Here is an 11,455-nt window from a genome sequence, read left to right on the forward strand (position 1 = left end):
GCCTTCACCGTCCAACCTTATCAGTTTTATTCCAATCTTATGGAGATGAATCAGTGATGAGCGAATCAGGGCAACTAGCCAGGTTATACCGGCAAATAAAAATGATGATCGGGGTGGGGCGGGTGACAGGCAGTCATGATGGTGGTTCAGTTCAAACCGTTCAATACCAAACCCCGCTGGAAGTTCGTAGTGATACGCCGAGATTAGCCGAGTTCGGTTTTTCATCCGGGTTACCCACTGGTACCGATGTGGTGATTGGCTTTCTGGGCGGCGACCGGTCAAGTGCAGTCATCATTGGCTCAAACCATCAGTCATCTCGTCATGTCGGGCTAAATCCGGGAGAGACGGTGATTTACTCGCAGTGGGGGCAATACGTCAAGTTAACCGAAGCTGGCATTATTATTGAAGCTAATAGCCAGCCGGTCACAGTTAATAATGCCACGGAGGTGACGGTTAACGCTGCGGTAAAAGTACGGCTAAATACACCATTGTTGGAGGTCAGCGGCGATATTGTTGATAACGCTGGCAGCAATAGCACCACACTGAAAACCCTGCGTGAAGCCTATAACGTCCACAATCATCAGCTTAAAAATGTGCAGGGGGGTAGCGCGACATTAACCAGTGAAGTGACGGGTAAGGTGGTGAAATGACAACAGATATCAAAACACTCTGGGAGCCGGACAAATTGCTGGGCGACTGGCAAACCGGCGGCGGTGGGTTGCTGGATGGCAATGATTTAGAAACCGCCATTTTGATCAGCTTGTTTACTGATCGGCTGGCCCGTGCTGATGATGCTATCGATGGTGATGATCGCCGGGGATGGTGGGGCGATACTGGATCAGAGTACCCGATAGGTTCCCGCCTGTGGTTGCTGCGTCGCGAAAAACTCACTACCAAAGTCGCGTTAAAGGCTGAAGACTATGCCAATGAAGCGCTGGTCTGGTTGCTTGATGATGGTGTGGTAACCGCCATCAGTTCTAATGCTCAGATAGTTTACCCCAACCGTCTGAATCTCATTATCAGCTACCAACAACCCACGCAAACACAGGCGTCTGTTAAATTTTCATGGGTATGGGAGACCTAATACATGCCATTTAATCGCCCCACATTAAGCGAACTACGCCAGCGAAATCTGTCCTATATTCAATCAGAACTCAAGACCGGTGGTAACTTATTGCGCTTCTCCAATATCGGGGTGATCAGTGATGCTGATGCCGGTATGGCGCATCTGCATTATGGCTATCTGGATTATATCGCGCTGCAATCCACGCCTTATAATGCCACCGATGAATATCTCGCTGCATGGGCCGCATTGAAAGATGTGTTTCGCAAACCCGCTAACCCAGCCGCCTGTTCTACTGTCGAGTTTAGTGGCACCGCAGGTCGTGTGATCCCCGCTGGTAGCCTGTTAAATCGGGCCGATGGCTATCAATATCGTCTCGATCATGAGGTCACGCTGGGCGCTGGCGGCACAGGCACCGGGTCAATCACGGCGGTTCTGCCAAGCGTATTGGATGACACCACGGGCGGTGGTATTGCCGGGAATGCCGATGCAGGGACATCTCTGACACTGGATGTGGCTATCGATGGCGTTCTGTCGGTGGCCACCGCCACAGTTAAGATTTCTGGCGGCGCTGATATTGAATCAGAAGATGCTTTTCGTTCTCGTATGCTGCTGGCTTATCAAAACACCCCTCAAGGCGGCAACGATACTGATTATCGCGGCTGGGCTTTGGCTGTGCCGGGGGTGACTCGTTGTTGGGTGAAGCGCCGCTTGCAGGGTGTGGGTACGGTCGGTATTTATATAATGTGTGATGGCAATGATGCAGGCGGCTTTCCGGTCGGGACTGACGGCGTATCTCAGCTTGAAGAGTGGGGCACGGTAAAAGCGACCGGTGATCAGGGGCGGGTAGCCGACCACATTTACCCCTTACAGCCCATTATTGCCATCATCTATGTCTGTGCGCCGGTGGCGGCCCCCGTGAATTTTGTGATTAGCGGCATCTCTACGGCAGATAGCGAAACCACTACGGCAATCAATACGGCTATAGATGAAGTCTTTTTTACTGAGGGTGAACCGGGCGGTAAAATTCTACTGTCGTCACTGCTGCTGGCCATCGGTGATGTGACAGGAACCAGTGGTTTTATTCTCGACTCCCCGACGACTAACATCCAGCTTGAAACCGGACAATTACCTCTCCGGGGCACGGTGACCTACCTATGAGTCGATATTCTGTTAATGAATATACCTCCGCCATTCAATCGCTGATGCCGGGGGGCTTAGTTTGGCCCAAAATATCAGACGGGGTTCAAACCAGCACGTTACGAGCACTGGCAAGGTCTTACCAGCGCAGTGATGAGGATGCCCGTGATCTGCTCGATGCCGCTTTTCCTTCAACAGCGACCGCCATGTTACCCGAGTGGGAAGCGACGCTTGGGTTACCGGATTTATGCGCGATAGGTGAGATAGACAGCATTATCCAGCGCCAGCGGGCCGTAATATCCAAACTGTTCGGCATTGGTGGGCAGTCAGTGGCTTATTTTATTCGGGTTGCTGAGGCGCTGGGTTACACCATATCGATTACTCAATATCGACAGGCTTGTTCGGGGATGTCAGTGTGTGGTGATGCCATCAATGGTGAGGAATGGCCTTTTACCTGGTTGATTACCGCACCAGAAACCACCATCAATTATGCGCAGTGTGGTTTAACGTATTGCAGTGATCCACTGCGTTCGTGGGGAAACAAACAGCTTGAATGTCGGTTAATCGTATTAAATCCATCCCATACCATTCTTAAATTTGGCTACGTTAGCTAACTAAGCAATATCTATTCATTTAAAGCGCCTTAACTGGCGAGGGTTTCTTATGCAAAAAATTGGCGATATCCCCAACACGCGCGCCGACAATAACGGCGAGTTTACTGATGGTAATGTTGCTGGTGGGGTGCCACCGACGATATTGCCGGCAGAGTGGTTTAATACCATTCAGCGTGAATTAATTAACATTCTGACTGCCGCTGGTATTACACCTGATAGTGCTAAATTTGATCAGGTAGCCACTGCAGTTTCAAAATTAATTACTGATGGTGGTTTTTTAAAGACTGCTAATAACTTATCGGAAATTAAAACTGCAGGGGTGGCGGCAGTTGCACAGACTCTCGCAAACCTTGGTTTAAGCGATGTGGCCCATCTTCCACAATTAACCGGGGTTGTTGGCATATCACGCAATGCAAAAATGAGTGTAACAGCGGCATCAGCAACAGCCACTTTTACCGCAGATGAATTAATCGTGCAGGCGGCGTTAGGTGGGCGTCAGTACAAACTTAGCAGCTTCAATAAGACAATTAACCTGGCAACTACTGGTGCGGGTGGGATGGATGCCGGCGTAGCACCAGCTACGGGGTGGGTAGCACTGTATGCAATCTATAACCCAACGACTCAAGCGTCAGCATTGCTTGCTGTTAATGCTACAGCAGTGACCGCCCCAGAAGTTTACGGTGGAGCAAATATGCCAGCGGGTTACACGGCATCAGCGCTTGTTGCTGTGTGGGGGACTGCATCTTCATTGCTGAAAGTGGGCTTTCTCTCAAATAGACATGTCTCAATTCCCACAGTAGGGATTTATTCTGTAGGTACAGGAACAACGACCCAAACTCAATTAAGTGTGGCACCAGCTGCACCACCTAATGCAACAAGTGTAGATATGTCGATTACTGTTGGCGAAACTCTGGCAGGCACTGGTGTAGCTATGAGCCTTTCCTCGTCCTCATCGGGTATTGGTCAGTTTGGGGCTAGTGCTGTTGTTAGCGGGGCAACATCCTCTGCTGGTGAAACAGGAACATTATCCCTCATTGAAACACAACGGCTTTATTTCTCAATGTCGAATTCAAACGCTGGTTCGTACTCAATTTCATGCCGTGGCTATAATTTTTAAGGAATAATTATGCTCGTTCAATTTTCCGACTCAAAGAAAACAGAGATTATTGCTTATTTGGCAGGATCCCAAGATCCAGAGGATTTCCCTGATCAGGGGGAAGTTGAAGCTGATGATCCGAAGTGGGCTGTTTTTTATGGCAAAGTACATATGTGGATGGATGGATTGCCTGAGCCAACTAGAAAAACAGCGTAAAACACCAAACCGGGCCTAATTGCCCGGTCTATTTCAATCATACAGCCAGCGGCCTGCTTTGGCGGACTCGATTAGCATTCCTATCGTGAAATCTGGAACAGGTATAGGGGCAGTTCTCTTGAATGGATTGAAAGAAAAAGGAACATCAGGGAAGTAATTTTTAATATTGAAATTCCCTTTTTGTACAGAAAACTCTTTAAAGAAATCATTCATGAGATCTTCTACTTCAAGTTCATCAATACTTAGGTCAGTGTCTAAGTCTGTATCGGGAGTTAAAGCCACTTTCTTTCTAGTGAACAAATAGACGCCAGCATAAGGCCGTACAAGATCATAAATTCGCTGTTCAATATCATCTACCATAACTTATCAGCTCCCCTCGCTATCATGTTGTAGTCACGAATTGTATGGTAAGTAATCTCTGATACGTCAGCAGCAATAATGATGATGCCAAGCAAGGGGATCGAGCGACCGACAAACGGGGCGAGATTACGAACCATAACTCGTTTTGCAGTCAGCGGGGTATAACCCCCTAACCATGTGGGCAGCGATATACCAAATGGGATTTTTGTTTTCTTAAATACACTACGTGCCGCCTTGGAAGCGTATGAAGTGCCTTTCGTTGCGCCTATGGGCTTTCCTCTGGTAGAAAGGTTGCTTCTACCTGAAACAATAGCAGCTACAGCCCCAAAATCCTGAATGCCAAACTGGTTTGCTGCGTTCTCACAAAAAATCATAAACAGCAATTCGCTGGCGGTCAGATTCGAACGACATGCATAGAAGTATGTTCCATTGAGTTCTTCAACTGTATCCATAACTTTTCCTTGTTATTACCCTATATATTCCGATCTAAGGATATTGGATTTGGATGATTACTCCAAACAATTAGGGTGAGCAAAATTCTGAAAATAGGATGGCACTATAAAGGGGCAGCGCGGGCAGGGTGGTGAGATTGCCAGATTACAGGCACAAAAAACCCAGCGATTAATCTGCTGGGTTTATATTACTGCTGTGTCGATGATTGTCTTTTTTGTAATGCCTGATCAACCTGAATAGTATTTAGCGTTCTATTAACAGCATCAAGCTTATCTGAAACTCTTTCGAAGCCTCTGTTCATGTCCGATCTTAAAGAGTCAGAATCAGATCCGTTTTTATCTCGTGCTGAGTTAACCTCTGACCTAACATCATTGACATCGCTGTGAATCAACGCGTAGGTACCTCCAGCAACACCTAAGACAGTAGCTATAGTAATAGCACATAATGAGATAGCCCATCTCACTGTCAAGGGCTTATCGCTACTGATAGGCATAAGTACCTCCATAGTTCTAAAGTAACCAGCTGAAGCAACAAACATAGTGCTTCCATCATGATTTTCCAGTAAGTCATCAATAGTAAGATCAGTAAAATAATCAACCTTTCCTTCTATCGAGTTGTCCCTATAGTTTTCTTCAATAAGAATTTCACTGGCACATATAGTTATCACAGTTTACCTGACTCCTTCAGCCTGGTAACAATGTTTGCAGCATTAAAAAACAGCGTATTACTGCATTTTTCGCATATAACTATTATACACCAAACGCCCTTTCCATGGACAGCTGGCATAGGCATGGTTACAATCACAGGGTAATCAGTGCTATCTCTTTGTTCTCCGATAGGGATAAGAAAGTTATCATGACCACATACTTGACATACTATCTTATCATCACCAAATCCAACTTCGTCCAGATGATTACTGAATAGATCCATTGTAATCTGTTTGGCTATATGAGCCTTCAGACTTTCGCCTAATTCTTCTTTATTTTTAGTTTCATCCATTGCAAATTATCTCTTAATGAATTTATTTTCTTTTTTATTTTAGCTACTTCAGCGTCACTCATTTTGTAAGGCTGATATTTCAGAAAAAATCTTCCACGCACCCCCTCTATGGGCTAGCAGTGGGTTAACTTACCTAGCAAACGTCTCTGAGACTATGTACCCAGCCACAAAAGCAGCAACTATGAGTACAATGATAACCACGGTGCTGTTTAATTTCATACATCCTCCAGTCGGTTAGCTCACGCAAAACCCAAATGCAGTGTACTAGCTGAGATAGTAAGTCATATCACCAATTTTTATCCCATTACCTAGTAAGGCTATGGTGATAGCTACTACTGCGGAAATAGCTATAACAGTAGCCAAGACTAAGATTCCAGGAACTAGATACTCTTTCATCTATCTTCCTAGCCTATCAACAGGCTGGTCGTTAGCTATCTAGTCAACAAATCAAACACTAGAAAGCCAAGCAACACAACTGCAATAATGATGGCAGCAGCCGATAAGGTACTATTCATTTTCATATTGCCCCATAGGTTGGCTGATCCCTTTTAGGGCCCCGGAGCTTTAATTTTTCTTAAGCATCATAGAACGATTAAGTTGTAATACAAATACTGGGTATATATCAGGGCAGCATGGCCGGATGTCACCGGCCGTATGAAGAGTGCTATAGCTGAAATCAGTAATCTGTTTACCTTTGTTTTAACTATTCAGTCTCCCTCTAATTGTGCATCATTCTAGACTCAGCAATTTCCCTATCTAAGTGGACTTCCTTTCACGGCGTATTGCTTTTGGCATTTTCTGTATCCATTCATCAACCAATTCGCGGTTGTAGAAGCAAGCCGCTGTTTCGTGAGGGATGCCATTCCCTGAAACGTGTTTGTATTCGCGCCCCTCCATCCACGAAGTATCTCTGGCATATTTAATGGTGTTTTTCTTTAAGCCAGTTATAGCCATCAATACTGACTCCGAAACCCAACGTGACGGTACTAACTGAATAATGTTATCCATAACTATGTTGCCTCTTAATTTTCTCTGACAAACGATTTTTGTGAGCATCTTTTATAGTTTACACATAGAGGATATTAATAAAGTTGGTATTGGGTGTTTTTTAGTCGATTAGATGAGCGATAAATAGTAACTTGTTGAAAATTAGATTGTTATATTTAATTTTCGCTTTGTGGGCACAAGCTCAACAAGCTATTGAACCGACTTTATAAAGAGATGAACCGACCGTGAGTCGGTTCAGTTTGAAATTAATTTATCTTATATATCAAATAAATAAGTCCGTGAACCGACTGAACCTACCGAACCGACCACTTTCTGGTTATATATAGAGAAATTTTATTTGTGATTATGAATCCATAATCAACTGTTAAATTGGTGGTTAAATAACAACCATTAAAGTGAAGTGCGATGATATGAAATCATTCTGATAGCAAATACCGTCTTTCACGATTCTTGATGATTTCTTTGTGCAGGTTTAGGGAAGGAAAATTATTTGGGGGTATCATTGGGGGTATCTTGAAAATTGAACTTGGTTGATATCTTTATTTAACAGCATATTACACGTTTAATTTCACTCCTGTAGGGCCATAAAAATCAATCGCTTATCAAACCCCATCACCTCCAAAGTTTCCAACTGGGACATATTTGGGACATGACCATCAAAAATGCTATCAATTTGCTTGGCGTGAGCACTCAAATGACGTGGCGCAAGGTGTGCATACCTCTGTACCATTTCGATTGATTCCCACCCGCCCATTTCCTAGGCATCATCAAATGTCACGCCAGGGAAATTACCCAAGCGCTCTAGCTGCGTATCGTCTCTAACCAACTGGTGACCGTTTCTGTGGTTCTTCGCTCCTGGTCGCATTCAATGACCAGCGGTTTTTCCCGGCGGGCTGTTGGGGCGAGACTGGCAAGGATGTCGTCGCTGTCTCCTTTACCGTAGCCACCGTGGGTAATGAAGGGGATGAGTAATTTGCCCGCAAGGTTGTGGCTGCTGAGAAATGTTTGCACTACGGGCGGCACGCTGGTCCCCCAGATCGGAAAGCCTAAATATACGCTCTCATAGCGTGAGATATCTGCGATGCTTTTTTTTAATGCGGGTTTTATTCCCCCGTTCACGCTCATTTTTCGCCTGTTCAATAGTCTGAAAATAGTCTTCCGGATAAGGTGCGGTCGGTTCGATTTCAAACAGATCGGTGTTCAGGCTGCGGTGAATGACGCCCGCAATCACCCGAGTGTTACCGCTGCGAGAAAAGTACGCCACCAGAATACGGGTTTTACCCTGCACGTTTGCGTTTCCGGTGGCCGCTGATGCCAGGGAAACGTTCGCCAGAGTGAGCCCGGCAAGTGCGGTAATCAACATTCTGCGCGTGGGATCATGTTCCATAATCAACTCCTAATTGTTTGCGAGCGCCCGTTGCAGTGCCTTTTCTGCCCGCGTAGCCACATCATTTTCACTATGTTCACGCAGAACCTGTGCCAGCTGGCGAACACGGATGTCGTTATCCGGTTTTAAAACCCGAACGCGGCGGGTAAAGTTCTCCGCTGGCCCATACACCGCGTTCTGACTTACAGCGGGAGAGATATAGACAGCGGGATTTTGCTCCACTGCCCAGGATGAAAATGTGAAGAGGGGCAGTGAAAGCCCGAGGTAACGTAAATGTCTGATCATGCAAAGCGTCCTTATCTACAATGATGGGGAGGGTTTGCAATGATTCTAATAAGGGTGAAAGGTCGTCAGACTGACGCCAGCCTGACAATTCTGTCAGTGAACCCCTATTGTGGCGACATCGCTTTGCATTTTCTAAAAATAAGAAACCAAAGTAAAAAGCGCGTAATTAATGAAAATAAAACAATAATGGATAGGTAGCGTAAATAAAAAAGAAGGGCAGATTCATCGTAATCGAAAAATGAGAAATCTACCTTCATCAGCAAATAATCGAGATAGTCCTGGTCCAGTAACCAGTACAATCCCAGTAATGCTATTATCGAAAAAATCCCCGGCATAATGACATTTGCAAAGTGTGAGTTGTCAGCGATGTTCAGGATCCGGCAGAGAAACGTTGCCAGCATTTTCCAGTGCAACCCGATATGCAGCGCCAGAATGAGCATTCCCCAGTGAACCGACGTCATGTGAACTTTTCTGACCCAGCTCGCCGGGTTGTGGAACGGCAGATCCAGAAGGATATGACGGGACAGCATCATGCCAGAGACAATAGCGGTCAGGATGATAACGAATGTCACTGCATTAATGACTCTGTTAACTACTTGCATCGTTAAAGGAATATTTGGCGTCAGTGACCACAAGCGATGCCTGTTAAGGTATAAATGCAAAATAATGAGCAGCGTAAAAATAATACCCGCCCATTCATGTACGATTTCACCGTGAAGGTGAAACCCCATCAGTACCAGTAGAAGTAAAGTCATCAGCGTATCCTGCATGACCTGGAAAATATAAATTTTCTTCATGTCGATGGATTAACGCTGTGGCTGGACTTGTTTTACCCATTGCTCAACCTGTGCGGGTACTTCAGGGCCTGAAATATCATTGCGTGAGATCGAGAGCGCACGAGTGACTAACTTGGCCTGTGGTTGCATGCGGGCAATTTCTCGCAGGGAGTCGGCTAAACGGCTGCCTCCATGGGTGGTAAAGGGAATGACCGTTTTACCGGCAAAGTCATTTTGCTCAAAGAGGCCATATATCACCATTGGCATGGTATACCACCAGATGGGATAGCCAACGTAAATGATGTCGTAATCGCTCAGGTCGGGGAGCGGTGTTTTTAGTGAGGGCCTGGCTTTAGTTTGCTGTTCCTTTTCGGCAACGCGTAAAAGTGCATCATGCTGGCGAGGGTAGGGAGTAGTGGTTTCAATGCGAAACAGATCGCCGTGAGTCTGCTCCTGAATCAGCTGCGCAACAAACTGAGTGCTGCCGGTCTTCGGCGTATTTTTTTGTAATACGCTGGCCCCGGAAAAACCATCTACGGCATCAGGTTTCATTTCCTCGGGCTGGGAAAAATAGATAATCAGTGTGCGGGATTGTGCGGATGAATCCTCTGATGCGAACGCGGGGTGTCCCAGAAGCCCCATGACAATCATCGCCAGAAACCCGCTAAATACCTTTTTTATTCTCACTGTTTCATTCCTTCAATCAGCAGTGGTTAGTCTTAGCAGTAATTTTGGCGCAGGTAGGCTGACATCAGACTGACGGCTCTCTGACAATTTTGTCAGAAGGCTTAGAGAGTTGGCGTCCCGACTCTGTCTCTGAAATCAGTCTTTCTGTTCGGATAGCATCAAGCTGTTTAGCAAACGTCAGCCCAAATGTATTGATACCGTTCTCGCTACGGGCAAAACATCTCCCCGGTGCATAATGGCGACGGTAAGTACGATCGACAGGCCAGACTATGATGGGTACCACTTCTGGTTCGGGACGTACTTCTCGTGATGTACCTTGATAACCAGCAATGTTGGTACAAATTTTATCGAACACTATTTTATTTATATAAAACGTATCAACATTTTACATATTCGAATCCTGTAGGGGCATAGTAAAGCCCAACGTCTCCATATTACTCAGTTAGGTATTATCTGGGTTCCCTAAACAGTATTGGCAATTTCCAGCAAAAACTTCTATCTGCCATGAAAAATGGCATAGGATTCCCGTGATTTGTATGTTTTTTTAGTTGCTCTCTGAGACTCAAAATAATTTGGGGATATATGGACAGTCGATTGAGGAAAATCAAAGCCCCTCAGAAGAGGGGCTGGAATAAATTAGAACCGCAGACGAAATCCGATATTAGCCGTTATAAACCAGTAATTGATAACCACTTTCCAGCGAGACGGTAAGGGCATTTTGACTGTATTCCGCTCGCGCGCCTTGAGTATTCAATTCATTATTAAAACGGTTAGCTTTCAATACCGTATCAATATAGAGTCCACTTTGATCCAGATAGGTCAGGTAGAGGCCACCACTGTAACTGCGAATATCCCCATTGGCTCCTGCACTATGAGTAGCTTTAACATCGGATGAACTGTAGCCAGTAAATACCCCGACCAGCATATTACCCCGACTCAACCCTAATTGCTTATCTGCTCCGATCTCCATGCCGTTCAAGGTATTTTAACTTTACCTCTCTAAAAGTATTGTAGAATTTATGGAATAAGTATTCGGAACAAAACGCTATTCACATTGATACCCCATACAGTGAACATAGGTAAAATTTCTGAATACAGGTAGGTAAAAATGGAAAAGCTATTTACACCACTTAAAGTCGGTAATATTACTCTGAATAATCGCATCGTTATGGCACCTATGACTCGTTCAAGAGCCAGAAAAGGTGATATTGCAGATGAGTTGACAGCAGAGTATTACGCACAACGGGCATCTGCCGGGTTAATTGTTACTGAAGGCGCTCAAATTTCAGTGCAAGGGCAGGGCTACCTTTTTACTCCTGGCATTTACAGTCAGGAGCAAGTAAAGGGATGGTCGTTAACGACTCAGGCTGT

12 protein-coding genes and 8 pseudogenes are annotated in these 11,455 nt (G+C 45.5%); 7 read left to right on the forward strand and 13 right to left on the reverse strand.

Annotated features, from left to right (window positions below):
* The first annotated feature begins 56 nt into the window (after positions 1 to 56).
* The 6 genes and pseudogenes from ACNSO8_RS06325 (at position 57) to ACNSO8_RS06350 (ending at position 4,129) form a co-directional block, all read left to right on the forward strand.
* A complete protein-coding gene (locus ACNSO8_RS06325) occupies positions 57 to 650 on the forward strand; it encodes a phage baseplate assembly protein domain-containing protein (RefSeq protein ID WP_418394159.1) in 594 nt (197 codons plus the stop codon).
* Entirely contained in the window at positions 647 to 1,084 is a 438-nt protein-coding gene (locus ACNSO8_RS06330) for a phage GP46 family protein (RefSeq protein ID WP_418394149.1), read from the forward strand. The genes ACNSO8_RS06325 and ACNSO8_RS06330 overlap by 4 nt, the downstream gene beginning before the upstream one ends.
* Positions 1,085 to 1,087: 3 nt before the next feature.
* Positions 1,088 to 2,224, forward strand: coding sequence for a baseplate J/gp47 family protein (locus tag ACNSO8_RS06335; protein ID WP_418394150.1), 1,137 nt, complete (start codon positions 1,088 to 1,090; stop codon positions 2,222 to 2,224).
* Positions 2,221 to 2,817, forward strand: a complete 597-nt coding sequence (locus ACNSO8_RS06340; RefSeq protein ID WP_418394151.1) for a YmfQ family protein — start codon at positions 2,221 to 2,223, stop codon at positions 2,815 to 2,817. Before ACNSO8_RS06335 ends, ACNSO8_RS06340 begins: the two co-directional genes overlap by 4 nt.
* A gap of 49 nt (positions 2,818 to 2,866) precedes the next feature.
* A pseudogene (locus ACNSO8_RS06345) lies at positions 2,867 to 3,196 on the forward strand (hypothetical protein); the annotation flags it as partial.
* Between the two features lie 747 nt (positions 3,197 to 3,943).
* A complete protein-coding gene (locus ACNSO8_RS06350; RefSeq protein WP_418394152.1) occupies positions 3,944 to 4,129 on the forward strand; it encodes a hypothetical protein in 186 nt (61 codons plus the stop codon).
* A 33-nt stretch (positions 4,130 to 4,162) separates the two neighbouring features.
* Here ACNSO8_RS06350 and ACNSO8_RS06355 read toward each other — a convergent pair whose 3' ends face one another.
* From ACNSO8_RS06355 to ACNSO8_RS06415, 13 genes and pseudogenes are all read right to left on the reverse strand, one after another.
* On the reverse strand, positions 4,163 to 4,489 hold the full coding sequence (locus ACNSO8_RS06355) for a DUF1493 family protein (protein ID WP_418394153.1): 327 nt from the start codon (positions 4,487 to 4,489) through the stop codon (positions 4,163 to 4,165).
* Entirely contained in the window at positions 4,483 to 4,941 is a 459-nt protein-coding gene (locus ACNSO8_RS06360) for an STM2901 family protein (RefSeq protein WP_418394154.1), read from the reverse strand. Before ACNSO8_RS06360 ends, ACNSO8_RS06355 begins: the two co-directional genes overlap by 7 nt.
* 188 nt (positions 4,942 to 5,129) lie before the next feature.
* Positions 5,130 to 5,609 (reverse strand): hypothetical protein, encoded by a 480-nt coding sequence (locus ACNSO8_RS06365; protein WP_418394155.1) that lies wholly within the window; start codon positions 5,607 to 5,609, stop codon positions 5,130 to 5,132.
* The gene (locus tag ACNSO8_RS06370) at positions 5,606 to 5,941 is read right to left on the reverse strand and encodes a hypothetical protein (protein WP_418394156.1); all 336 of its coding nucleotides are present in this window, start codon (positions 5,939 to 5,941) and stop codon (positions 5,606 to 5,608) included. Before ACNSO8_RS06370 ends, ACNSO8_RS06365 begins: the two co-directional genes overlap by 4 nt.
* A gap of 756 nt (positions 5,942 to 6,697) precedes the next feature.
* Positions 6,698 to 6,949, reverse strand: coding sequence for an excisionase family protein (xisR, locus tag ACNSO8_RS06375; RefSeq protein ID WP_418394157.1), 252 nt, complete (start codon positions 6,947 to 6,949; stop codon positions 6,698 to 6,700).
* Positions 6,950 to 7,517: 568 nt separating this feature from the next.
* A pseudogene (locus tag ACNSO8_RS06380) lies at positions 7,518 to 7,706 on the reverse strand (hypothetical protein); the annotation flags it as partial.
* Positions 7,707 to 7,750: 44 nt separating this feature from the next.
* Positions 7,751 to 8,336: pseudogene (locus tag ACNSO8_RS06385) on the reverse strand (flavodoxin).
* Positions 8,337 to 8,345: 9 nt separating this feature from the next.
* Positions 8,346 to 8,444, reverse strand: a pseudogene (locus ACNSO8_RS06390) (carboxymuconolactone decarboxylase); the annotation flags it as partial.
* Positions 8,439 to 8,621, reverse strand: a pseudogene (locus ACNSO8_RS06395) (cupin domain-containing protein); the annotation flags it as partial. The pseudogenes ACNSO8_RS06395 and ACNSO8_RS06390, both read right to left, overlap by 6 nt.
* Positions 8,622 to 8,725: 104 nt before the next feature.
* A complete protein-coding gene (locus ACNSO8_RS06400; RefSeq protein ID WP_172653971.1) occupies positions 8,726 to 9,376 on the reverse strand; it encodes a DUF4405 domain-containing protein in 651 nt (216 codons plus the stop codon).
* 51 nt (positions 9,377 to 9,427) lie between these two features.
* On the reverse strand, positions 9,428 to 10,084 hold the full coding sequence (locus ACNSO8_RS06405) for a flavodoxin (RefSeq protein WP_418394158.1): 657 nt from the start codon (positions 10,082 to 10,084) through the stop codon (positions 9,428 to 9,430).
* 64 nt (positions 10,085 to 10,148) lie between these two features.
* A pseudogene (locus tag ACNSO8_RS06410) lies at positions 10,149 to 10,386 on the reverse strand (two-component sensor histidine kinase); the annotation flags it as partial.
* 368 nt (positions 10,387 to 10,754) lie between these two features.
* Positions 10,755 to 11,069: pseudogene (locus ACNSO8_RS06415) on the reverse strand (autotransporter outer membrane beta-barrel domain-containing protein); the annotation flags it as partial.
* Between the two features lie 123 nt (positions 11,070 to 11,192).
* Between ACNSO8_RS06415 and ACNSO8_RS06420 the strand changes: the two are divergent.
* Positions 11,193 to 11,455, forward strand: a pseudogene (locus ACNSO8_RS06420) (alkene reductase); the annotation flags it as partial.

It is taken from the genome of Yersinia sp. LJYL362 (assembly GCF_048323875.1).

Excerpts from the sequence above, each read along its gene's own strand:
- ACNSO8_RS06370 (WP_418394156.1), bottom strand. The coding sequence starts at position 5,941 with ATGGATGAAACTAAAAATAAAGAAGAATTAGGCGAAAGTCTGAAGGCT.
- ACNSO8_RS06340 (WP_418394151.1), top strand. The coding sequence starts at position 2,221 with ATGAGTCGATATTCTGTTAATGAATATACCTCCGCCATTCAATCGCTG.
- ACNSO8_RS06330 (WP_418394149.1), top strand. The coding sequence starts at position 647 with ATGACAACAGATATCAAAACACTCTGGGAGCCGGACAAATTGCTGGGC.
- ACNSO8_RS06400 (WP_172653971.1), bottom strand. The coding sequence starts at position 9,376 with ATGACTTTACTTCTACTGGTACTGATGGGGTTTCACCTTCACGGTGAA.
- xisR (WP_418394157.1), bottom strand. The coding sequence starts at position 6,949 with ATGGATAACATTATTCAGTTAGTACCGTCACGTTGGGTTTCGGAGTCA.
- ACNSO8_RS06325 (WP_418394159.1), top strand. The coding sequence starts at position 57 with ATGAGCGAATCAGGGCAACTAGCCAGGTTATACCGGCAAATAAAAATG.
- ACNSO8_RS06355 (WP_418394153.1), bottom strand. The coding sequence starts at position 4,489 with ATGGTAGATGATATTGAACAGCGAATTTATGATCTTGTACGGCCTTAT.
- ACNSO8_RS06335 (WP_418394150.1), top strand. The coding sequence starts at position 1,088 with ATGCCATTTAATCGCCCCACATTAAGCGAACTACGCCAGCGAAATCTG.
- ACNSO8_RS06360 (WP_418394154.1), bottom strand. The coding sequence starts at position 4,941 with ATGGATACAGTTGAAGAACTCAATGGAACATACTTCTATGCATGTCGT.
- ACNSO8_RS06350 (WP_418394152.1), top strand. The coding sequence starts at position 3,944 with ATGCTCGTTCAATTTTCCGACTCAAAGAAAACAGAGATTATTGCTTAT.